This is a genomic window from Saccharopolyspora sp. NPDC045941 (assembly GCF_056431445.1).
Window position 1 is genome coordinate 40,123 of the sequence record NZ_JBWKKU010000036.1, and the last position, 23,605, is coordinate 63,727.

A 23,605-nucleotide genomic window follows, 5' to 3' on the forward strand; every position below is an offset into this window, starting at 1 on the left:
ATGATCTGGCAACGCGTGCCGCCCGAATCCGGGGCGGCGGTGATGGGCCTCGGGGTGATGTCGGTCGCCGCGCACCTGGCGGGTTTCCCCGTGCTGTCGGCGGTGCTGCTCGCGGTGGCCGCGTTGTTGTGGGCACTGCTGGGCGCGGCGTTCCTGGCGCGGCTGGTCTTCGACACCGAGCGATGGAGGTCGGAGGCCGGCCGGCCCGGCGCCCTGACGTGCGTCGCCGGGACCGGTGTCCTCGGCCTCGCCCTGGTCCTGCACGGCTGGCCCGCCGGCTGGATCTTCCTCGTGCTGACGGCGCTGCTGTGGTCGGGGCTGATGCCCCGGGTGCTGCGCGGCCTGGCCACCCCGACGGTCGGGGTGAGCTTCCTGGTCTGCGTCGGCACGCAGTCGCTGGCGGTGCTGGCCGGTCAGCTGGCCGCCGACGCGCGATCTCCGTTCCTGCTCGCGGTTTGCGCGATCTCGGCGGCGATCGGCCTGGTGCTCTACGTCCTGGTGCTCGTCCGGTTCGACTTCCGGCAGGTGGCCCGCGGAGCGGGTGACCACTGGGTCGCTGGCGGGGCGCTCGCGATCAGCACGGTGGCCGTCGCCAAGCTGCACGCCGCGGTGCGGGAGCTGGCCGCGCCGGCCGAACTCGCCACCGCGGTGCGCGCGATCGGCATCGCGCTCTGGTTGATCACCATGTGCTGGTACGTGGTGCTGGCGGTGGCGGAACTGCTGGCGCCGCGCCTGCGCTACGACTTCCGCCGCTGGGCAACGGTCTTCCCGCTCGGCATGACGTGCGCGGCGAGCTTCGGCACGGCCGCGGCGACGGGCATGGTGTGGATGGCCGACGCGGCCCGGATCCTCCTGTGGCCGGCCCTGGCGGTCCTCTGCCTGACCGCCTGGGGCACCATCCACAACCTCACAAGCCCGAAACCCGGCCCGTGATCGGACGATTTCGCCGGGATCCGCGACGACGCGACCGAGTTGGCGATCCACCAGGGCGACCTGAGCTGGTCAACGGCCGGATGGCGGACTCCATGGCGGCAGCGGGCTGAGCCGGCGGGGATCGTGAGTGGATACGGCCGCTCTGGCGACCACGACCGCTCACGACAGGCTCCCGGTCGTGATCCGCGCTTTTCGCTTCCGCAAGGCGGAATCCATGACGGCGTCACCGGCGGCTCGTATGCTGCCGGCTCGTGACCGCCTCTCGCCGGAGCAATGTCGTCATCGCCCTCGCCGCGGCGCTGATCTCGCTGCTGCCGCACACCGCGCAGGCCGCGCCCCACCGCGGCATGGACGTCCTCGACTTCAACATCCACACCGGCATCGGCGCCGACGGCCGGCTCGACCTGGCCCGCACCGCCGAGGTCATCGCCGGCGCGGACGTCGTCGGCCTGCAGGAGGTCGACGTGCACTGGGCGGCGCGCAGCGGGTACGCCGACCAGGTCGCGCAGCTGGCCCGGATGACCGGCATGCACTCCTACTTCGCGCCCATCTACGACCTCGATCCGGAGCCCGGGCGCACCGAGCGCCGCCGGTACGGCGTCGCGCTGCTGAGCCGGTTCCCCATCATCGGGGCCGAGAACCACGAGATCACCCGGCTCTCCACGGTCGATCCCGAGCCGGTGCCGAAGCCGATGCCCGGCTTCGCCGAAGCCGTCCTCGCGACTCCCGGCGGGCCGACCCACGTCTACGTGACGCACCTCGACTACCGGCCCGATCCGGCAGTCCGGCGGACGCAGGTCGCCGAGACGATCCGCATCCTGGACCAGGATCCGCCGCACGCCCGGCAACTCCTGCTCGGCGACTTCAACGCCGGGCCCGACGCGCCGGAGCTGGCGCCGCTGCTGGCGCGCATGCGGGACGGCTGGGCCGCCGCGAACGGGCCGGGCGGCGGGCTGACGTTCCCCGCCCCGGATCCCGAGAAGAGGATCGACTACGTGACCTTCGCCGGGCGGCTGCGCGCGACCCGCGCCGAGGTGCCCGGCACGCAGGCCTCCGATCACCGGCCGGTGCTCGTGACCATCACGGGATAGGCCTTCCTACTCTTCCCGCCCGGCCGCGGCGGTTGGGAGACTCTGCTCCCGAACGTCGACGACGTCGGGAGGGAGCTGGGGGCGATGTCCGACGTGCGTTTCGAACTCAACCACCGGGAGCGCGCCGCGCTCCAAGCGGTGGCCGCGGGGCGGGTGAAGATCACCTGCAGCTGCGAGCCCGATCTGTTCATCGACGGCGTGGCCTTCTGCGATCAGCAGACGGCGCACCGTCTCGTGCACCAGGGCCTGATGCGCCCGGCCGCGCCCGGCGTGCCCGGCGAACTGGTGGCCGCCGAACTCACCGGGCCAGGGATGGAGACGCTCGGTACGGCGGTTCCAGGGTGAGCGCGTGGAGCAGTTCGACGGTGCGTTCGGCCGCCGGGTGCTCCGCGATCGACTTCTTGACCGCCACGCTGATCCGCCGCATCGGGGTCGGTGACACCACGGGCACCGAGCGCAGCCCGGCGGGCAGGTTCCCGATACCAAGCCCGGGGATCACCGTGATGCCGATTCCCGTTGCCACGAAGGGGATCGCCGTCTGGTAGTCGTGCGTCTCCACGACGAACCGCGGGGCGAACCCGGCCTCCGCGCAGGCCGCGAGGAGCACCTGGCGGCAGGCGCCCTCGACGATGTCGTTGTCGACCCAGTTTTGCTCCGCCAGCTCCGCCAGCGGCACCTCGGCGCGCTGCGCGAGCGGGTCGTCGTCGCGGACGATCGCGAGGTACGGGTCGTCGATGAGCCAGTGCACGTCGACCAGCTGGGAGTGCTCGGTGTCCGGGTACTCGACGAAGATGTCGATGTCGGGTTCGGCGTCGACGATGTCGGTCATCCGCAGGTCGAGCCGCAGTTCGGGGAACTCGGTGCGCAGCGCGGCCACGAGCGCGGGCAGCCAGGTCGCGCCGGCGGAACCGAAGTAGCCGATCGAGAGGCTGCCGACCCGGCCGGCGCGCAGATCTCCGACGACGCCTTCGACCCGGCTCAGGGCCTGGAACAGCGGTTCCGACTCGGTCGCGAGCGTGCGGCCGGCCTCGGTCGGTTCGATGCCCCGGCCGGCCCGTTCGAACAGCCGGAGCCCGGTCTCGCGTTGCAGCGAGGCGAGCTGCTGGCTCACCGCCGATGGCGTGTAGCCGAGCGCCGCCGCGCTCGCGCGGATCGATCCCGTTGCGACAACCGCCCGCAGCACGCGGAGCCTGGGTACGTCGAGCATGCCCCGACTGTACAGGTGAGCTTAATCATTGTGCAGAATTAATCGCTTGTCCTTGCCAATCGGGCTGGCGACGATAGCTGGCGTGACCGGACAGCTCCAGATCTCCGAAACCGCCCCGGCCGGGGCACAACGCGGCAAGGCCGCCGCGGCCGTCATCGTGACCGTGCTGCTGTGGGCGTCGGCGTTCGTCGCCATCCGCGGCATCGGCGAAACCCTCTCCCCAGCGCCGATGGCACTGATCCGGATCGCGGTCGCCGCCGCCGCGCTGACGATCCTGGTGCTGGTCCGGCACCGCGGCTCCGCGCCGGTTCCCCGCAACCGCCGCACGCTGACGCTGATCGCGGTGTACGCGGTGCTGTGGCTCGCCGGGTACACGGTCGTCCTCAACGCCGCCGAGCGGCACATCGACGCGGGAACCGCCGCGCTGCTGGTGAACATCGCGCCCCTGCTGATCGCGTTCGGCGCGGGGCTGTTCCTCGGCGAGGGCTATCCCAAGGCGCTCGTCGCCGGCTCCGTGGTGGCGCTGGGCGGCCTGTCGGTCATCGCGCTGGGCTCCTCCGGCGACCGGGACTGGCTCGGCGCGGCGCTCTGTGTGCTGGCCGCCGTCCTGTACGCGGCGGGGGTGCTCGTCCAGAAGGCCGCGCTTCGCGGTGTGGACGGCACGATCGCGATCTGGCTCGGCTGCCTCGTCGCCACCGCGGTGCTCCTGCCGTGGACCCCGCAACTGATCGCCGAACTCCAGGCAGCGCCCGCCGGCGCGATCCTCGCCTCCGTCTACTTGGGACTGTTCCCGACCGCAATCGGCTTCACGACATGGGCCTACGCCCTCCACCGGATGCCGGCGGGCAGGCTCAGCGTCGCGAGCTACGCCGTACCGGTGGTGTCGATCCTGCTGTCCTGGCTGCTGCTGGGGGAGATCCCGACGACGTACGGCCTGATCGGCGGAGCGATCTGCCTCGTCGGAGTCGCCATCGCCCGCCGCTCCGGCCGCTAGCGCCGGTTTCGCGCGAAACCGCCGGCCTTCGCGAGGCGTGACGCCGATTTCGCGCGAAACCGCCGCCCCACCCCCGCGCGTCGCGTGACGCACAGCCTCGTTGACAAAGTGACGCCGCCTGAGCAAGTGTTCAGTTCGGTGGGGCCTGGGCACGCCGGGCCGGGTGGACGGGAGTTTGCGGCATGACCGATGGCGGCGCACCAGCGGCCGGGACCGGGTTCTTCTCGTCCGTGGACGACGTGTCCGCGAAGCTGGCCGAGGCCGGCTACCTCGCTTCGACCGCCGTCGCCACCACCGTGTTCCTGGCCGACCGGCTCGGCAAGCCGTTGCTGGTGGAGGGCCCGGCCGGGGTCGGCAAGACCGAGCTGGCCAAGGCCGTCGCGCAGGTCGGCGGCGCTCGCCTGGTCCGGCTGCAGTGCTACGAGGGCGTCGACGAGGCCCGCGCGCTCTACGAGTGGAACCACGCCAAGCAGCTGCTGCGGATCACCGCCGGGCGCGACGAGACCTGGGACGAGGCGCGCACCGACATCTTCAGCGAGGAGTTCCTGCTCGCCCGGCCGCTGCTGACCGCCATCCGCGGCGAGGAGCCGACGGTGCTGCTGATCGACGAGACCGACAAGGCCGACGTCGAGGTGGAGGGCCTGCTGCTGGAGGTGCTCAGCGACTTCCAGGTCACGGTGCCCGAACTGGGCACGATCACCGCGGCGCGGCGCCCGTTCGTGGTGCTCACCTCCAACGCGACCCGCGAGCTCTCCGAGGCGCTGCGCCGCCGCTGCCTGTTCCTGCACATCGACTTCCCCGACGCCGAGCTGGAGCAGCGGATCGTCCGGCTCAAGGTGCCCGGGCTCGACGATGCGCTGGCCGATTCGCTGGTCGAGGTGGTCGGCGCGCTGCGCGGGATGGAGCTGCGGAAGGCGCCGTCGGTGGCCGAGACCATCGACTGGGCCCGCACGCTGCTCGCCCTCGGCGCGGACAGCCTGGACGAGGCGATCGTCCGCGACAGCCTCGGCGTGATCCTCAAGCACCAGGACGACGTCAGCAAGGCCGCCGAGAAGCTGACCGTGGGATGACCGAGCCGATCAACGGCCTCCCCGAACGGCTGACCGGGTTCGCCCAGGCGCTGCGGTCCCACGGGATCCGCATCGGGCCGGGCGAAACCGTCGATGCCGCCGCCGCTCTGGACGTGCTCGGACTGGCCGACCGGGAGCGCATCCGCGAGGGCCTCGCCGCGGCGCTGCTGCGCACCGACCGGCAGCGCGCGGTGTTCGACGCGACCTTCGACCTCTACTTCCCGCTCGGCGTCGGCCGTCCCGAAGGCACCGGGGACGAGCAGGACCTGGAACAGCGGCTGGTCGAGGCGCTCGCCGCCAACGACCGGTCGGCGATGACCCAGCTCGCCGGTGAGGCCGTGGACGCGCTCGGCCGGTTCGGCTCCGGCGACGGGCCGCAGGGCTGGTCCGCGCACCAGACGCTCGACCGGCTGCAGCCGCAGACGCTGCTGGCGCGCGTGCTCGCGGCGATGCGGGCCGGCGAGGCCGCCGACTTCACCGACCGGCTCGACCGGGACGAGATCCGCCGGCGCATCGAGGACTTCCGCAACCGGGTGCGCACCGATGCCCGGCGCCGCTCGGCCGAACTGCGCGGCACGGAGCAGATCGCGAAGCACGCCATCGCGCCCAGCGCCGACCAGATCGACTTCCTCAACGCCGGACGCGAGCAGCTCGCCGACCTGCGCCGCGCGGTGCAGCCGCTGGCCCGCAAGCTCGCCACCCGGCTCGCGGCGCGCCGCAGGCAGGCCGCTCGCGGCCGGATCGACCTGCGCCGGACGCTGCGCCGTTCGCTGTCCACCGGAGGTGTGCCGCTGCGCCCGGCCTACCAGCGCCGTCGGCCCGGGCGACCGGAAATCGTGCTGCTGTGCGACGTTTCCGGGTCCGTGGCGGGCTTCGCGAACTTCACGATGCTGCTGGTCCAGGCGCTGCACGACCAGTTCAGCAAGGTCCGGGTGTTCGCCTTCGTCAACCGCACCGACGAGGTGACCGGCCTGATCACCGGCGGCTCGGCCGACCCGGTGGAGCTCGGCCGCCGCATCCTCACCGAGGCGGCGGTGACCGGCTGGCACGACAGCAGCGACTACGGGGCCGCCCTGGGTGAGTTCGCCGAACGCCACCTGGACGCGGTCGGCCCGCGCACCTCGGTGCTGGTCCTCGGCGATGCCCGCACCAACGGCTGGGACCCGAACCTGGCCGCGCTGGGGCAGGTCGTCGACCGGGCGCGCCGGGTGTTCTGGCTCAACCCCGAGCCGACGGCCCGCTGGTCGACCGGCGATTCGGCGGCCCACGCCTACGCCGGGGTCGTCGAGATGCACCAGTGCCGCAACGCCCGCCGCCTCAGCGAACTGGTCGCCCGCCTGCTCCCGGTCTGAACGGCCGCATTGGAGGTGGCGGTGCGGGCCGTTCGCCTTCGAAGCGGCGCAGCCGCTTCTGAGCTCAGCCCCAGGTGAGCGGGTCCAGGTGCAGGTAGAACCGCTGCCGGTCGGCGTCGAGCTCGATGCCGTACCGGCGGGCGAAGGTCTCGTCCGCGACGGACGCGCTGCTCTCGTCTGGCCACGTTTCGCGGGAATTGGCCAGCAGCAGCGCGATGTCGGCGTAGGGGTCGGCCGTGCCGAGCCTGCCGAGGTCGATGAAGCCAGCCACCTCCATCGCGTCCGGGTCGAGGATGATGTTGGGCAGGCACAGGTCTCCGTGGCAGACCACGGTCTCCGCGGCTTCCTGTTCGAGCCGCTGCGGCAGCTGCGGGGCCAGGTCCGCGAGCAGCGCGACGGGCTCCTCCTGCTGCTGTTCCACCGCCAGGAACTCGGGATTGACCGCGCCGCGGGCGACGACGTCCTGCGCGATCGCGAACATCTTCGACAGGTCGCGGCTGAACGGGCAGGAGTCGGCGGGCAGTTCGTGCAGGCGTCGCACGGCATCGGAGATGGATTCCCAGGCGCGAGCGAGGGATTCGGCCGGAACCGCGTCTGCGGGCACGCCCGCCACCGCGCTCGTCACCAGGCACGCGCCCTCGTCACCGGCGCTCCAGTCGAGGACGCGGGGGCCGGGAATCCCGTTGGCGCAAAGCCATTCGGCCTTGTCCCGTTCCTGTTCGAGCTCTCCGGCCTGGTCAGGCGCGACGCACTTGGCGTAGCGCGAGCCGTCCGCGGAGCGGAAGGTGCCGGCACCGGACTCCCCGCCCAGGACGGGATGCCACTCGTGGCCGGCGGGAAGCACGGCGCGCAACGATTCGGACATATGCCCGACCCTATCGGAGACCGGAAATGCGGTGCCGCGTGGTCGAATCCGGGCTGGACGTAGATCAGAAGGCGCTAGCTTGGTCCAAGAGCGCTGTAGCGGGGAGCAAGGATGACCGAGGTTCCGGCGGAACTCACCGAAGCGATTGCCGCGCTGCGCGAAGAGCTACGGGGCGACCTCAGCGATGAGCAGCGCTACTACGCCAGCGTCCAGCTGGTGGAACTGCTCCTGCAGCGCAACGAACTGGACGGCGCGGAGCCGGACGAGGCAATCGCCATCGCCGAATGGCTGGCCGGGGCGTTCGACGAGGACTCCCCCGCGCGCATCCCGCCGCTCTACGACCTCTGCCTGGCGCACCTGCTGCGCGCGGCCCACCGCGGCGAGGACGATCTGCGCGCCGCCGCGGGGTATTGGCGTCAGCTGCGGCCGCTGCTCACCGCGGAACACCCGGGGCGCGCCGAGATCGGCGCCCGCAGCGCGCTGATCATCGCCGATGCGGTGGTCCGGCTGGCGGACCCGGCCGATTTCGCCGCGGCGATCGCGGATCTGGACGTCGCCGTCGACGAGCTCCCGGACGGCGACCTGCGGCGCGGTGCCGTGCTGACCCGCGCCCAGCTGTGGGCGGCGAGGTTCCGCTTGCTGGGCGGCGACGATGCCGATCACCGGCGCGCGGTCGCGGCGTTCACCGAATCCCTCGCGTGGCCGGAGGTCCACCTCCGCGATGTCTGCCACCGCGAGCTCGCCCTGCTCATCCTGCTCGAGGACCTGCCGGCCGCCTCGCGCCGCGCGGAGCTCACCGACGAACAGCTCCGGCAACTCCTCAACGGCCGGGCGAAGTCCGAACTCCGCGCCGTGCGAGCGCATCTCGACGCGCTCTCCGCCGACCTGATCGCGATGCCGGACATCGCCGCCGCACGGGTCGGCGTCGTGCTCGCGCAGGGAGCCGAAACCACACCGCAGGACTGGCACGTCCTGGCCGCGGACCTGGGCACGCTGATCGAGCACGCCCCGGACGGCGATCCCGGCAGGTACCGGTCGGTCGTGCTCCGGGCCGCGTTCTCGTCGGACCCGCGACCGGCCACGTCGGTCCCCAGGGTCGCCGAGCTCGACGAAGCCATCGTCGCGCTGCGCCGGAAGGTGATCTCGGACATCGACGCGGAATCCGTCAGCGGCGACCTGCTCGGGATCTCCGCGCTGCTGCTGGAACGCGCCGCCCTGACCGACGGCGACCCCACCAGGACGATCGAGATCGCCACGAGCATGGCGGCGATCCACGAACACGAGCCGGGCGCGCAGCTCCTCCCGCTCTACCAACTCGCGCTGGCCCACTCGTTGCGCGGCGACCTGCGCCTCGCCGTGGATCTCTTGCGCGAGCTGCGCCCGCAGCTGACCGCAGGCGATCCGAGCAGCGCGGAGATCTTCGCCCGCAGCGGCATGATCATCGCCAAGCTGGTGGCCGATTCAGACAAGCTGGACCACATCGACGAGGCGATCGCCGACCTGGACATCGCGCTGTCCGGGCTCGCCGAAGGCGAACTCCGCCGCCGCACGGCGATGGCCCGCGCGACGATGCAGCTCGCCCGGTTCACCATGCAGGGAGGCGGCGAGGACGACCGCCGGAACGCCATCGCGACGTACGAAGAAGCGTTGCAGCACAGCGATATCAGCACCCACCTGCGCGACACCTGCCACACCGGGATCGCGTTCCTCGCGCTGTCGAAGAACCTGCCCGCCGAACACCGCCAGACGCGGCTCGGTGTGGACCGGCTCGACGAGATCGTCGACTACCTGGACGAAGCCGATCTCCCCGCGGCCCGGCGGCACCTGGCCGCGGTGTCGGCGCACGCGTCGAGCCCCGAACTCGCGGCGCTGCGACTGCTCGTCTGGGCGAAGAACACCGGCGAGGAGCAGGATCTCGCCGTCGCGCTCGACGACCTGGCCACAGTCTCCGATGACGCCGAGGACGGCGCGCTGACCGCGGCGGAACTGGAAGCCATCCGCGCCGTCAAGTCGGCACTGGCGGGCGACGACGCCGGCCGGTTGATCAGCGCCGCCACGGCGGGCCTCCCGATCGAATCCCCGGTCCGCCTGCTGGTCACGATGCAGCGGCTGTCCACCGAGGGAGTGCCCGGATTCAGCTCCGAGGAGATGGCGGAGCTGGTCAGGTGGCAGGAGCAGCAGGTCAACGCGATGCCCGACGACGATCCGGACCGCGCCGAGGCGCTCGCCGGGCTGGCCGGGGCGCTGCTGACGCAGGCCCGGCGCGACGGCGAGGTTCCCTCCGACGCGCTGGCCCGGATCAGGGCGATCGCCGAGCAAGTGGTGCGCGAGTACCCGTCCGACAACATCGCCGCCGGGTTCAGCCACACCCTGCTCGCCTTCGACGAGAAGGCGGAGGTGGACCTGGAGTCCGTGGAGGAGACGCTCGGCCACATCCAGCGCGCCACCGAACTCCTGCCCGCCGAGCACGAGATGCGGATGGACTTCGGGCCCACCCTGGGCAGCATGCTCCTGGTGCGCTTCGCGCTGACGGGCAACCGCGAGGACGTCGAAGCCGCCGGCTACTACGCACCGGACGGCAGCTCGCTCGCCAACCTGATCAACGACGTGTCCGCCCGGGTCAGGGAGAGCTCCATCGGCGAACCGGACGTCGTGCTCCGCGACCTGCGCCCGGCCCTGGAGGGGCTCGTCCCGGAGGACCGCATCCGGTGGATAGCCAGGATCACCGCCTCGGTGCGGCTGCTCGGCATGGTTCCCCTCTACAGCGAGCTCCTGCCGACGGCGGAGCAGCTGGACTCCCTCGCCGACGGCGTCGGCGCGGTGACGGCCGGCCTCGAACCCGAGGTGCAGGTTCGGGTGTCCCACGGCATCGCCCTCGTCCGCGAGCTGAAGCGGCGAACCGCCCGTCGCTTCACCGGCAAGATCGACCTCGACGGCGCCCGCGAGGCCCTGGACGCGGCCCGGCGGCTGCCGCGGACCCGGGCCGATCACGCCACCGAGAACATCGGCGCCGCCAGCCTCTGCATGAGTTTCGGCCTGGTCGCGGGAGATCTGGAGCTGGCGGACTACGGGTTGGAGGTGCTCGCGGAGGTCGTCGAGGCTCCGGTGCGCCCGGCGCACGACCGGCACCTGGCGATGCGGCTGCTGACGTTCGGGCGGCAGGCCCGCTTCGCGCGCGGCATGTCGCCGGTCGACCTCGGCCCCGCCATCGAAGGGCTGGAGCGGTTGGTGGCCGATTTCCGCTCGGGATCCGGCGACTTCCTGGTCGGCGACCTGGAGCTGCTCGCGATGAACTACCGGCATCGCGACGATCCGGAGCGCGGCGACCGGCAGCGGGCGATCGAGACGAGCCTGGAAGCGCTTCGGGTGCGCGCCCGCGGCGTTCTGCTGCAGTCCAGCCCCGGCCGCGCGATGCACGCCGCGGCGGATGCGGCCGGCAGGGCCGTGCGCACCGCGCGCAGGTGCCTCGACGCGGAACGACCGGAGTCCGCGATCCGCGCGCTGGAGCTGGGCCGCGGCATGGTGCTGCACGCCGCCACCACCGCGGCGAGCATGCCGGAGTTGTTGCGCGCCAACGGAAGTCCTGAGCTGGCGGATCGCTGGGAGGCCGAGGTCGACCGGCGACAGCCGTGGGACACCCATGCCGAGTGGACGGATCCGACCAAGAGCCCGCTGCCCAGCGACCTGCGCCACAAGGTGTTCCGCGCGCTCGAAGGCACGGATGCGGACGACAAACTGGTCTCGGCCACGGCGGTGGCCGACATCGGCGCGGCGCTGCGGGCACGGCGCACCCGGGCGTTGGTGTACCTGATCGAAGGGGAGGCGGTGCTGGTCACCGACCGCGGGACCACCCACCGGCTCCCCTGCCCGCAGCTGTCCGAGCACCGCGAGGCGGCCCGGCACTTCGACCTGCTGCAGCAAGAGCTCGCCAGCGTCGGCGCGGCGGCGCAGCAGCCGTGGCAGGCCGCGCTGGAGGCCGTGTGCGACTGGGCGTGGGAGGCCGCGCTCGGGCTCCTCCTGGAGTGGCTCGACGATCCCGGCACACCCCGGATCGTGCTGGTGCCGACCGGGAAGTTCACCGTCGTGCCATGGCACGCGGCCCGCCGCCGGGCACCTGCCGGCGACATCCGCTACGCCTGCCAGGACGTCGTCATCGCATACGCCGCCTCGGCGCGCCAGTTCGTGGAGGCGGCCCGCCGGCACCCGCGGCCCTGGCCGCACAAGCCGGTCCTGGTGCGCACCCCCGAACTGCACTGGACCCGCCACGAGCTCGGGCACATCCACGACGCCCACTACCCGGACGGCAGCTACCTCGGCCGCCCGGGCCCCCGCCGCCGGTCGGTGCCGACGCCGGAGGACGTCCTGGCCGCGCTGCCGGGCGCGTCGCTGCTGCACTTGAGCTGCCACGCCGATCAGGCTGAGATCCCGGTCGAATCCGCGCTGCGGCTCGGTGCCGGCCGGGCCCTGCCGGTGCGCGACATCCTGCGCCAGCACCGCGAGAGCGGACCGCACGCGGCGCTGGTCGTGCTCGCGGCGTGCGCCAGCGACCTGACGATCCGCGCGCACGACGAGGTCCTGACCCTGGCCACGGCGTTCCTCGCCGCGGGAGCCAGCGGCGTGGTCGGCACCAAGTGGGAGATCGACGACTTGGCCACGGCGATGTTCATGATCGTGTTCCACCACCACCTGAACACGAGCCATCCGGACCCGGCGGAGGCCCTGCGCGCCGCTCAGCTGTGGATGCTCGACCCGGACCGCCGACCGATCCCGGGAGCACCTGCGGAACTGACCGAGCACTTCGCGGAAATCGACCCGACGCCACCGATGCGCTGGGCGGCATTCACCTACCACGGCCGCTGAATGTCCACTATGGATCACTGTGGGCGATGGCAGACCGCACGGGCGCCGTCGTGCACCACCAGGCCGCAGCCGACCGGCTCGAGCGAAGCGGCGGATAGGATGACGCGGTGTCTGCGCTGAAGTGGGACGACCTGCTGATCGGGGAGCCGGGCAGGCAGTGGCGAACCGTCTCGACGGACCGGCGAGTGCTGGTCGTCGTGCACAACGTCACCGCCGCCACGCGACTGCTCGACGTGGTCCCGCTATGGGCCGGCGACCCGCGCATCCAGACGGTGTTCACCTGCATCGGATCCAGCGCTTTCACCACCGGTACCACGGAATTCCTCGCCGGTCGCGGCATCACGCCGGTCGACTGGGAGACGGCCACCTCGGACTCCTTCGACCTCGCCGTATCGGCCAGCTACGGCGGACCGCAGCACGAAATCCGCGCTCCATTGATCATTCTCCCTCACGGAATGGGCTACAATAAATTCTTGGGATCCAAGAATCCAAGAATCCAAGAATCCAAGAATCCAAGAATCCAAGAATCCAAGAATCCAAGAATCCAAGAATCCAAGAATCCGGTTTTCGGTCTTTCCGATGCGTGGTTGCTGCACGACGGTGAGCTCGTCCCGTCGGTAGCGGTGCTGTCGCACGACGAGCAGCGCGACCGGCTGGCGCGGTACTGCCCGGCCGCCCTCGAAGCGGCGTTGGTGGCGGGCGATCCCTGCTTCGACCGGATGCTGGCGGGCCGCCCGCTGCGCGACGCCTACCGGCACCGCTTCGGGATCAGGCCGGAACAGCGCTGCGTCGTCGTCTCGTCGACCTGGGGCGCCGCTTCCTTGTTCGGGCAGCACCCGTCGCTGGTGCTCCGCCTCGCCCGGGAGCTGCCACTGGACGAGTACCGCGTCGTCGTAGCACTGCACCCGAACATCTGGCACGGGCATTCGCCGTGGCAGGTCCGCATGTGGCTCGCCAAATGCGCCCGCGCCGGAGTGGTGGTGCTGCCGCCGGAGGAAGGCTGGCGCGCGGCGCTGGTCGCCGCGGATGTCACCATCGGCGACCACGGTTCGGTGACGTTCTACTCGGCCGCGCTCGGCACACCGGTTCTGCTGGCGGCCTGGCCGGAGGAAACGGTCGATGCGGCTTCCCCGATCGCCGCCCTGCTTCGCACGGCACCGCGGTTCGACGAACATGCCGCGCTGCGGGAGCAGCTGGAGGACACGATCGGCGATCATTCGGCCGAGCGGTACGCGGACATCACCGAGCTGGCCACGTCAGTTCCAGGCGAGTCGGCCGCTTTGCTGCGCGCCGAGGTATACACACGCCTAGAACTGGAAGAACCCGCCGTTCCAGCGGATTCCGCGGCCGTCCCACTGCCCACAGTGGACGTACCGATGGTCGGCAGCCAACTGGTGCAGCTGCGGCTGGACGAGCACGGCGCGTCGGCCGTCCGCTTCCCCGCCGCCGCGTTGGACTCGATTCGCGACGGGATCCTGGTGACGGACTCGGCCGAGCCCGACCGCCGCTGGCTGGAGCTCGCCGAGGTGCTCGTCGACGACGACCGGCACGACGATCCGCTGTCGTGGATCCGCTCGTCGCTGCGCGGGCTCCCCGGCTGCCTGCTGGGCGCGGCCCGGGACCGGGCCGGTGCGTGGATCGTCACCGGTGCCGATCTGCCGGTGGTGCGCTGGCGCGGCGCCGACGACCTCGGGCCGGTCTGCGCCGCCCTCGTGCACGCCTGGCTGTGCACCGGTAGATCACTGCGCGAACTACCCGCGCTGACCCGAATCCAGCTCGGCCGCCGCGTCGAGCCGATCCGGCTCGAAGTCCGCGCTCAGGACTGATCCTCGTCGAGCCGGCCCTGCACCCGCTGTGCGAGTTCGGCGAAGCCCCACATCCGGCACAGCGCAACGGCATCCGTGAAGTTCTGCCGCGCGGCCGCCACATCGCCGGCCGCGTGCGCGTTCTCGCCAAGGAAGAGCAGAACCTGAGCCCGGTCGAAGTGCTTGTGGTGGGCAGTCATGTACACCAGGGCCGCGGTCAGGTCGGCTTCCGAGTCGGCGTACCGGCCGAGTTCGGCGAGCCGCTCTCCACGCCACATCCGGGTTTTCGCCGCGTTGTAACCCTCGCCGAGTTCCTCGAACGTGCTGAGCGCCTGGTCGAGCAACCGCACACCGGACTCGGGCTCATCGACAGAGCCCAGGTGCATCCGTGCCAGCGCCGTGCGCCGCGGAACGTCCAGCACCTCGGCCATCTCCAAGTTCCGCCGCAAGGCGATCAGCGCTTCGCCGCGGTCGCCCTGGTCCCGCAGGCTGATGCCGAGCGACTCCACGGCGGTGGCGGCCAGGTCGACGCGCTTGCTCTGGCGGGCCAGTTCCTCTCCTTCTGCGAACAGCGTCGCCGCCTTGTCGTACTCGCCCCTGGCGCGGAAGGCGAATCCACGCTGTACGGCGGCGAGCCCGGCCACGAAGGTCCAGCCGTGCGCGGCGGCCACCTCGACGGCGTTCTTGTTGAAAACGTCCATGTCATCGACGTACTTGGCCTGCTCCTGGAACGGCCACAACGCTACGGCCAGCCGGCAAAGCTGCTCGCTGCCGCTGTCGTGAAGCCCGCGGGCGACGGCGCGAACGTTGGCCCGCTCGGTGTCCAGCCAATCCCACCCGTCGCCGCTATCGGCCAGTTCGTCACGCAGTTCCGGCCACAGCTCGAACAACCAACCGCGCCGAGGCTGCACCGCGTGCCCGGCGGCGATGGCTTTGCGCAGGTAGAACTCATCGAAACGGGTACGCACCGCGGGGTCGGGGAAGCGCGCGCGGGAATGCTCGCGGACCAAGCTGTAAGCGAAGTAGCGGTCCTCACCGACTTCCCGAACGAGGTGCGCGGCGCACAACCGGTCCAGCGCATCCTGAACGTCGCCCTCGTCGAAGGCGACGGCGGCCGACAACGCCGCCAGGCTCACATCACCCGTTCCGGGATGCTGCCCGAACGCCGCGTACACCTGCTGGGCGCGGTCGTCGAGACGCCCCACGGCGGTGTTGAAGACCGCCAACACGGACAGGTTCTCGTCGCGGGACAGCGCGGCCAGGCGCCTGCCTTCCCGCGAGAGTTCGCGCACCCACCGGGCAACCGGCCGGTCCGGGAACTCCACCAGCAGCGAAGCGGCGATGCACAACGCGGTGGTCTGCCCGTCGCACAGACCGATCAACTCGTCGATCTGCTCGGATTCCCGTGCCAGATCCCGGGTCTCGCCGACGATCCGGGACACCAGCAGCCGTGCGGAGTCCGCCGACAACGGATCGAGCGGGACGAACTCGGCTCCAGCGCTCGCCCGCAACGCGCCCAGCGAACGCGCCTCGGTCACCAGCACGACCGAATTGCCCATCCCCGGCAGCAAAGCGCGGACCTGAGCCGCGCTGATCGCGTCGTCGATCACGACTGCCACGCGCTTGTCGGTGCTCCACGACCGGTAGAGGGCGGCGCGACCGTCCAGCGTCGCCGGGATCTGGTCACGCGTGTAACCCACGCCGAGAAGCCAGTTGTGCAGCGCCTCGCTCTCCAGACCGGTTTCACGCGTTCCGGCGGTCAAGGAGGCGTAGAACAAGCCGTCCTGGTAGTGCTTGCCATGCTCGTGGATCCACTGGTAGGCCGTCGCGCTCTTACCGCCGCCGGGTTCGCCGCGGAGCACGACCAGGCCCGACCGCTGGTGGTCCCGGGCCTCGCCGGGCCGGAGGAATTTGGTGATTTCGGCCAGCTGCCGTTCGTTGTTCGTGTAATGCGGGCTCGGCGGTGGCACGTGGCGCGGTGGCGCCTTGGGGCTGCTCGGCGGGTAGAAGTAGATGTCGCCGTGGAAATCGCGCCCCTGCACGACGGCGTCCGCCGTGCCGTCGAACCGATTGCCGCCGTCGGCCATCGTCCGCTCCCTCCGCCGAGATCACCCGGGCCAGGGTAACGCTTCGTGATGGCCGACATCCGGCATGTCACCGGACTTCCCCGCGGCTGCCGTCAGAAGTCGACGGCGGTGCGATCGTCGACGCGCGCCACCGATTCCTGCGCGAACCGCTTCTTGTACTCCTCCCGGATGCCCTCGATCTTCGGGTCGTTCGCGCCGTGCTCGGCGACCGGGTAGAGCAGGACCAGCTCGAACGACTTCTCCCGCTCGATCACGCCATGCGCGTCGCGGTACTGCCCGTACCCGTCCTGCACCGTCAGCCCCGCCGGGAACTGCGGCGTGACGACCTCGTCGACGAACGCGTGGAACTGCTCGTCCGACACCGGCTCGCCGCCGCCAGGAATGGCGGTGCCGAAGAACAGGCTGGTCTCCAGGTACGCCGCGCCGGCCCGCTCGGACGGCGCCTCGTCGCCGAGGGCGCCGTAGGCCACCGGGCCACCCACTCCGATGAGCCCGGCGGCCAGCACCGCGGCGGTCAGGCGAACAGGCGACTTGATCATCCGGGCTCTCCATCCACAGTGGATTAGCGGGTCGGCTGGAGGATATCGGCCCGGGTGCGCGGGCGCACCGCGACTATTCGGCCTTCGCCAGGAAGGTCTCGATGCTGGTGGCGAGGGCGACCGGGGTCTCGTCGATCGCGTAGTGGCCGGCGTTGCGCAGGACCTCCAGCTCGCAGCCGGGGTACGACCGCTGGAAGGTCTCGCGCATCGTCGACTCGCCGAGCGCCGGGTCGTGCTCGCCGACGATGACCTTGACCGGCAGCTCGCGGCCGTCGATCTCGGCCTGGAAGTCTGCCTTGGCCCACGCCGACAGGTAGTCGCCGAAGGCCCGCGGATCCGAGGAGTCCAGCGAGTGGCGCACCATCGCGTCCAGCCACACCCCGGTCAGCCGGTTGCCGGTGGTGAAGTCGATGATGGCTCGCCGGTTCCCGGCGTCGGCGGCGGCGCCCGAGAACAGCGCCCAGCCCTGTTCGTCGAACGGCACGCCGCCGGCGGGCACCGGCGAAACGCCCACCATGGCGCGCACCCGATCGGGTGCGTCCGCCAGGACGCGCTGCATGACGGCGCCGCCCATCGAATGGCCGATCAGCGAGAACCGGTCGAAGCCGAGCTCGTCGGCGAGCGCGAGCACGTCTCCGGCGGCCTCTTCCAGCGTGTGCGCACCGGATTCGCCGACCCGGGCGCCGTACCCGCGGTAATCCGGGAAGACGTACCGGAAACGGGTGCCGTCCAAGTGCGGCTGCAACGGCCGCCAAGCACGACCCGAACCGAACCAACCGTGCAGCGCGATGACCGGGTGCTCCCCGACGCCGACTTCCTCACGCCCAGCAGGCATTCCCACCTCCAACGGAGAAGTTCCGGCCACCAGCATGGCGCACCGGTCAACCTCGGGCGGGCGGAAATCAGGTGACCAGGACTGCTCCGTTCCAGTGATCGAATAGCGAAATCTGATCTTGGTTCACGTAAGCGCCACCCAGCGGTCGGCAATCCGTGTAGCGTGCCCGGATACCGGATCACGACGCTCAGGCATTGTCACTGGAGGGTTAATGACGCCGCCTGCTCCGGCATTCACGCTGGAAGTAGTAGCCGACGGAAACGCAATTCTGGGCGAACGGCTCACTCGCTCGTTGCGCGCCGAACTGAACGAGATCGCGGACGTCGAGGTCGAGTTCGCCGACTCCACGCCCACTACCGCTGCCGGAGCCAAGGGCGGACTCGCGGCGGACCTGGCCCTGTGGGTGTTCCTCGGCGGAGCAGGTGTGAAAGCGCTGACCCCGGTGGTCGTGGCTGGCATCAAGGCCTGGTCCGAGCGAGAGCGGAACCGGAAGGTACGGCTGACCCGCGGCGACGAGACGCTCGAGATCCAAGGGAAACCGGACGCGGCGCAGGAACGGATCGTGACGAAGTTCCTCGAAGGCGGGGACGCGTGACGGCTCTCGGCAAACGAGCTCTGCTAATCGGCACTGCGGTCTACCAAGACCCCAACTTCTCGTCTCTGGCCTGCACCAGAGCGGACACAGCGCAGCTCAAGCAGGTTCTGGAACACCCCGCGATCGGAGCCTTCGACAGCACCGACGTCCTCGACAGCCCGACGGCCGATGAAATGCGGTCCGGTATCCGCGACTTCCTCGAGAAACTGGGCCCGGCCGACCTGGCACTGCTCTACATCAGCGGGCACGGTATCCGGTTGTCCCGAACCACGAGTGAATTCTTCTTCATCGCAGCGGATACCGATGGCAACGCGATCGAGCAAACCGGCGTGGGCGCGTCCTTCGTCAACGAACAACTGGAGCAATGCCTCTCTCCGCAGAAGGTGGCCATCTTCGACTGTTGCTACAGCGGCGGCTTCAGCCTCGGGTTCCGCACCCGTGACGCCAAGTCCATGTCGAGCTCGGCGGCGCCGGTGCGCGGCCGCGGGGTGTTCGTCATGTCCTCGTCGGGATCTGATGAGAAATCGTGGGGCGACGGCGACTCACATCCGGATCCGCGGCCGTCGGCGTTCACGGGCGAAATCATCGATGCGCTGCGGACCGGCCGAGGCGACACCGGCAACGACGGAATCGTGTCTGCCGAGGAACTCTTCCACTACGTCGCGGACCGGGTCCGCAAGCTCGAACTGGCAGAACCGCAGACTCCCACCTACTCGACGGACAAGGTCGACTGCCGCATCGATCTCGCCCGCAGCTACGCCGGACCACCGCTGACGCCGCCCACCGTGCAACGGCCGTCCGCTGGGCCGCCCGAACCTGGTGCCGCGAAGTCGGACTTCGACGAAACCCCGGCAGATCCGTGGCAGTTGCTGCTCGACTACTACCGCGAGTGCGTCGTGGCATCCGGGTCCGACATGTCACTGATGGGTGTGGATGAGGTCGACGAGCGCTACGTCTGCCTCACCGGCGCGGAACGCCTGCTCTCCGGTGACCTGGGCCATGCTGGATCGATCGCCCTGCCAGCTGAGGCGACCGACCTGGTCGAGCAGGCGACCCGAGAGGACGCCGAGCTCTGGTACGGCTACCCCGCCGTGGTCCTTTGGAAGTCGCCGACCGGCGAGACCTACCGGCGGCCGCGGTTCGCCCCGCTGCTCATCCGCAGCGTCGAGATCACCGCCGATGACGACGGCCCCCGGATCAGGCCGTACGGAACGCCGATCCCGCACCCGGCGCTGGCCGCGCACCTTCTGGGCAGCAACCAGGCGGCGGAACTACGCGACACGTTCATGGCCCACTGGCACGCCGGAATGCACGGCCAACTGGTCCAGCAGATCAGGCACTACCTGCGGGACGACTTCAACCTGGCCGACGTCCAGCCGCTGCGACCGAACGACCTCGCGGCCAGTATCGACATCGGCACTCCCGCACAGGGAGCGCGCAACGCCGCGGTGCTCTTCCTCTCCCCGCAGCAGAACCACGCCAACAAGAACCTGCTCAAGGATCTCGAACAAATCGCGGGCAAGAAGAACTCGATCGAGCAGACGGCGCTCGGAACGCTGCTCGGAGACGGTGAGTCCCGTCAGGATGCTTCCGGTGACTGGCAACTGGTCGCTCCCCTGCCCCTCAACGAGGGACAGGAAGCCGTGATCACGTCCGCGATGACCCGTCGGCTGACGGTCGCGACGGGTCCTCCTGGAACCGGCAAGAGCCAGCTCGTCGGCAATTTGGTGACAACAGCGGTCGCGAACGGCCAGTCCGTCCTGGTCGCTTCCACCAACAATCGTGCGGTTGACGAGGTGTGGGAGCGCTGCGAGCGGATCGTGCCCGGTTGCCTGGTGCGAACCGGATCCGAATACGGCAAGGTGAATTACCGCGAGAAGGAGCGGGAATCCCTCCAGCGCCTGGCTGCGGCCACCGCTCCGGCGATCAACACCGGCACGGCGCGGGCCGAGCTCTGGCAGTCCCGTGAAGCGCTCGACCGCGTAGTGGCGCGAATGGCCGGCAAAGCCCGCCGAGAAGCCGAGCTCCATCAGATCGGCGAGCAGCGCGAACACGTGGCGCAAGAACTCGGCCGCACCTCGGGTGAGCTTCGCTCCCATTTCTGCGACACCGACCTCGCCCGACTCGCCAAGCACGCCGGAAAGTTGGCCGACACGCGTTTTCTCGGCGGCTGGCGACGACGCCGGTTCTTGCGGAAGATCCGCTGGGAAGCCGACGGCCACGAGCAGGCCTGCAGGCTGATCAACTCGTGGGCGAGCATCGAAGCCCGCTGGCAGGCCAGGCGCGCTGACATCTCGAAGGCGCCCGGTGACGACGTTTTGAAGCACGCGCTGGATGAGCGCGGCGAAGAGCAACGGCTGCACGCGAAACGACTGCTGGAGACCTCCGTGCTAAACGCGGCGCGGGCCGGGAAAAGAGCCATCCAGGACCTGATCCAGCGCAGCAGTCAGCCGGACTGGACCGAGGTGGAGTCCGCGTGCAAACACGTGCGCGGTTGGGCGGTGACGAACCTCAGCGTCCGCCGGTTCCCTCCCAACCCCGGGCTGTTCGACCTGGTCATCGTGGACGAAGCTAGCCAGTGCTCCATCCCGCAGGTCCTTCCCGTGCTGTTCCGGGCCAAGCGCGTCCTGATCATCGGCGACCCGATGCAGCTGGAACCGGTGATCACGGTCAAACCCGCGCAGGAAGCCGCTGTCCGCCGTGGCCTCGGAATCAGCGCCAGTTGGCTTGAGGGCCGCCGTTGCACCTACCACCGCCACTCGGCATTCCATGCGTTCGAGCGCGCGGCACGCGGCAGCTCCCTGCTGGACGAGCACTTCCGCTGCCATCCGGCCATCGCGGAGGTGTCGAACAGCCAGTTCTACGGCGGCGAGCTGACCGTCCTGACGGATACCGCGAAACAGCGCCGGATGGATCGCGGGGCGATCCTGTGGTTGCCGGTTTCCGGCACCGCTGTGCAGGGTCGCGGTGGCTCCTGGACGAACGAGGCGGAACTCGAACTCGTCAACCGATCGGTCCATCGCCTGCTGGAGAAGCTGCCGCCGGACGGCACCGTGGGGGTCATCAGCCCGTTCCGGGGCCAGGCGGACGCGGTCGAGAGGCAATGGCGGGAAAACGACCGGGTCCAGGTCGGCACGGTGCACACCTTCCAAGGTTCGGAACGAGACGCGATCGTCTTCTCACTGGTCGCAGGTATTGGCATGGCGAACCGCAGCGTGCATTGGATGAAGAACCAGCTGAACCTGTGGAACGTCGCGATCACGCGGGCGCGGGCACATCTGCTGGTAGTCGGCGACCGCGACCTCTGGCGCAAGCACGGCGGCGTCGGCAGTGTGCTGGTCGACGCGGCCGACCAGCAGGCGAACGGCGATGACGCCGAAACGCCATTGGATCCACTTCTCCTTCGGCTGCACGCACGGCTGAGCCAAGGCACCGGAACCGAGGTGCAGATCCGCGCGGCGCTGGACGGATATCTGGCCGACGCGCTGGTTCACGACAACGGCGCATCGACAGCAGTGCTGCTCGACCGCGGCCTCGATGCGGATTCGACGGCTCCCGCCCGGCACCTGCGTCTTCAATTCGAACGACGACGACTGCTCGCAGGAGACAGCGAAGAGCGCCGGAGCATCCGCATCCCGGCCTGGCAGCTCTACTGCGACCAGACGAACCTCTTGGAAGGCAACGGAATCCCAGCGATTTGAAAAGCTGACCGGACGTCAGCGCTTCCGCAACGACGACCCGAACGGCGCACCGGTCAACCTCGGGTGGCCCGGCGCGCCGTCGGCGGATTCAGCCGGCGGGGTGGGACTTCCGGCGTTGCCGCAGCACACCGGCGGTCACCGCGACTGCCGCCACCGCCATGGTGAGCAGCAACGATCGCCGGGTCGAGGGGTCGAAGGCCAGCAAGGCGAACAGCGCCACCAGCGCCGCGATCACGCCCCACGACAGGTACGGGTAGCCCCACATGCGCACCGGGAGGCTGCGGCCCTCGCGCGCCGCCCTGGCGCGGCTGCGCAGCTGCGTCGCCGCGATGCACAGGTAGAGCAGGATGATCACGGAGCCGCTGGAGTCCACCAGGAAGTCGAAAACCGCCGCCGTGCTGACGAAGTAGTTCGCCCCGGCGGTGATCAGCCCGGCCAGCGCCACCAGCAGCACCGCCGGAACCGGCACGCCCGCGGAGTTCGAGCGCGCGAGCAGGCGCGGCGCGTCACCGTTGCCGGCGAGCGCGAACATCATGCGCGACGCCGTGTAGATCCCGGAGTTCAGGCAGGACAGCACCGCCACGAGCACGACGAAGTCCATGATCAGCCCGGCGTGCGGGATGCCCAGCCGGTCGAGGACCGCGGAGTACGGGCTGTCGGTGATGCCGGCTTCGGCGTGCGGCAGCAGGGTGACGATCACGGCGACCGAGCCGATGTAGAAGACGAGGATGCGGACCACCGTGGAGCGGATGGCCTTGCGCACGGCCTCCGCCGGGCGCTTCGCCTCGCCGGCGGCGATCGTGACGACCTCGGCTCCGTTGAACGCGAAGGTCACCACGAGCAGCGCGGGCAGCACCGCGTACCAGCCGTTCGGCGCGAATCCGCCCCGCTCGAACAGGTTCTGGCCGCCGGGCGCCTCGACGCCGGGCAGCAGTCCGGCGATCGCCAGCACGCCGAGCACCAGGAACCCGACGATCGCGATGACCTTGACCAGGGCGAACCAGAACTCGACCTCGCCGTAGGCGCGCACCGCGACCAGGTTCGAGGCGGTCAGCACGACCATGAACGCCACGGCCGCGGCCCAGGCCGGGATCGCGGGCACCAGGCCGTGGAGCAGCCCGCCGCCGATCACCGCCTCTACGCCGACGGTGACGCACCACGCGTACGCGTAGAGCCAGCCGATGGCCAGGCCGCTCCAGCTGCCGAACTCGCGCGTGGCGTAGCTGGCGAACGAGCCGGTCCGCGGTGCCGCCACGGACAGTTCGGCGAGCATCCGCATGACCAGGATGACCAGCAGGCCCGAGAGCACGTAGGCGACCAGCGAGGCGGGCCCGGCCTTGTTGACGACGCTGCCGGTGCCGACGAACAGCCCGGCGCCGATCACGCCGCCGATCGCGATCATGCTCATCTGCCGGTCGCCGAGAGCGGCCCGCAGGCCCGGCGAGGATCCGGGATCCCCGTCGGCTAGCGGGCGGGCCCGCCGGAGGGAAGTCGCTTCATCGGTCATCCCGCCTCCAAAGCCCGTTCGATCGATCGATCGAGAGGTGCGTCGCACCGTAGTTCTCTCCCGATGCGGGGTCAAGAGGAGCGCGACGCGGGCGCACCGCCCCGCCGGCGGTACCGTGCAGGTCGGGCTGATCGATCAATCGACCGAGGAATCCGGAGCACGAC

The 23,605-nt window shown here is 70.4% G+C and carries 16 protein-coding genes; 10 read left to right on the forward strand and 6 right to left on the reverse strand.

Annotation, left to right across the window (positions count from 1 at the left end; translation table 11 throughout):
* From AC07FN_RS26740 to AC07FN_RS26750, 3 genes are all read left to right on the forward strand, one after another.
* Positions 1-933 (forward strand): tellurite resistance/C4-dicarboxylate transporter family protein, encoded by a 933-nt coding sequence (locus AC07FN_RS26740; protein ID WP_478398118.1) that lies wholly within the window; start codon positions 1-3, stop codon positions 931-933.
* 251 nt (positions 934-1,184) lie between these two features.
* Positions 1,185-2,024 (forward strand): endonuclease/exonuclease/phosphatase family protein, encoded by an 840-nt coding sequence (locus tag AC07FN_RS26745; RefSeq protein ID WP_478398119.1) that lies wholly within the window; start codon positions 1,185-1,187, stop codon positions 2,022-2,024.
* A gap of 84 nt (positions 2,025-2,108) precedes the next feature.
* Positions 2,109-2,369 (forward strand): hypothetical protein, encoded by a 261-nt coding sequence (locus tag AC07FN_RS26750; RefSeq protein ID WP_478398120.1) that lies wholly within the window; start codon positions 2,109-2,111, stop codon positions 2,367-2,369.
* Here the strand turns inward: AC07FN_RS26750 and AC07FN_RS26755 are convergent.
* Positions 2,323-3,231 carry a LysR family transcriptional regulator gene (locus tag AC07FN_RS26755; RefSeq protein ID WP_478398121.1) on the reverse strand — a complete coding sequence of 303 codons (909 nt, stop codon included), beginning with the start codon at positions 3,229-3,231 and terminating at the stop codon, positions 2,323-2,325. The genes AC07FN_RS26750 and AC07FN_RS26755 overlap by 47 nt on opposite strands.
* 82 nt (positions 3,232-3,313) lie before the next feature.
* On the opposite strand from AC07FN_RS26755, the gene AC07FN_RS26760 reads away from it, so the two are divergent.
* The 3 genes from AC07FN_RS26760 (at position 3,314) to AC07FN_RS26770 (ending at position 6,647) form a co-directional block, all read left to right on the forward strand.
* Entirely contained in the window at positions 3,314-4,225 is a 912-nt protein-coding gene (locus AC07FN_RS26760; protein WP_478398122.1) for a DMT family transporter, read from the forward strand.
* A gap of 182 nt (positions 4,226-4,407) precedes the next feature.
* Positions 4,408-5,295: an AAA family ATPase gene (locus tag AC07FN_RS26765; protein ID WP_452614497.1), complete on the forward strand. Its 888-nt coding sequence runs from the start codon at positions 4,408-4,410 to the stop codon at positions 5,293-5,295.
* Positions 5,292-6,647, forward strand: a complete 1,356-nt coding sequence (locus tag AC07FN_RS26770; protein WP_358569314.1) for a vWA domain-containing protein — start codon at positions 5,292-5,294, stop codon at positions 6,645-6,647. The genes AC07FN_RS26765 and AC07FN_RS26770 overlap by 4 nt, the downstream gene beginning before the upstream one ends.
* A gap of 64 nt (positions 6,648-6,711) precedes the next feature.
* Here the strand turns inward: AC07FN_RS26770 and AC07FN_RS26775 are convergent, their stop codons facing one another.
* A complete protein-coding gene (locus tag AC07FN_RS26775; protein ID WP_478398123.1) occupies positions 6,712-7,512 on the reverse strand; it encodes an APH(3'') family aminoglycoside O-phosphotransferase in 801 nt (266 codons plus the stop codon).
* Positions 7,513-7,623: 111 nt separating this feature from the next.
* Between AC07FN_RS26775 and AC07FN_RS26780 the strand changes: the two genes are divergently transcribed.
* Both AC07FN_RS26780 and AC07FN_RS26785 read left to right on the forward strand, forming a co-directional pair.
* A complete protein-coding gene (locus AC07FN_RS26780) occupies positions 7,624-12,372 on the forward strand; it encodes a CHAT domain-containing protein (RefSeq protein ID WP_478398124.1) in 4,749 nt (1,582 codons plus the stop codon).
* A gap of 107 nt (positions 12,373-12,479) precedes the next feature.
* Positions 12,480-14,198 carry a hypothetical protein gene (locus tag AC07FN_RS26785; protein WP_478398125.1) on the forward strand — a complete coding sequence of 573 codons (1,719 nt, stop codon included), beginning with the start codon at positions 12,480-12,482 and terminating at the stop codon, positions 14,196-14,198.
* On the opposite strand, the gene AC07FN_RS26790 is transcribed toward AC07FN_RS26785, so the two are convergent.
* The 3 genes from AC07FN_RS26790 to AC07FN_RS26800 form a co-directional block, all read right to left on the reverse strand.
* Positions 14,189-16,264, reverse strand: coding sequence for a hypothetical protein (locus AC07FN_RS26790; RefSeq protein WP_478398126.1), 2,076 nt, complete (start codon positions 16,262-16,264; stop codon positions 14,189-14,191). The two genes, AC07FN_RS26785 and AC07FN_RS26790, sit on opposite strands and share 10 nt — an antisense overlap.
* Positions 16,265-16,356: 92 nt before the next feature.
* Positions 16,357-16,803, reverse strand: a complete 447-nt coding sequence (locus AC07FN_RS26795; protein ID WP_478398127.1) for a DUF3574 domain-containing protein — start codon at positions 16,801-16,803, stop codon at positions 16,357-16,359.
* A gap of 73 nt (positions 16,804-16,876) precedes the next feature.
* Positions 16,877-17,638: an alpha/beta fold hydrolase gene (locus tag AC07FN_RS26800; RefSeq protein WP_452614505.1), complete on the reverse strand. Its 762-nt coding sequence runs from the start codon at positions 17,636-17,638 to the stop codon at positions 16,877-16,879.
* Positions 17,639-17,849: 211 nt separating this feature from the next.
* Between AC07FN_RS26800 and AC07FN_RS26805 the strand changes: the two genes are divergently transcribed.
* Positions 17,850-18,233 (forward strand): hypothetical protein, encoded by a 384-nt coding sequence (locus tag AC07FN_RS26805; RefSeq protein WP_478398128.1) that lies wholly within the window; start codon positions 17,850-17,852, stop codon positions 18,231-18,233.
* Entirely contained in the window at positions 18,230-21,934 is a 3,705-nt protein-coding gene (locus tag AC07FN_RS26810) for a caspase, EACC1-associated type (RefSeq protein ID WP_478398129.1), read from the forward strand. The genes AC07FN_RS26805 and AC07FN_RS26810 overlap by 4 nt, the downstream gene beginning before the upstream one ends.
* Positions 21,935-22,022: 88 nt before the next feature.
* On the opposite strand, the gene AC07FN_RS26815 is transcribed toward AC07FN_RS26810, so the two are convergent.
* Entirely contained in the window at positions 22,023-23,441 is a 1,419-nt protein-coding gene (locus tag AC07FN_RS26815; RefSeq protein WP_478398130.1) for an amino acid permease, read from the reverse strand.
* Positions 23,442-23,605: the final 164 nt, after the last annotated feature.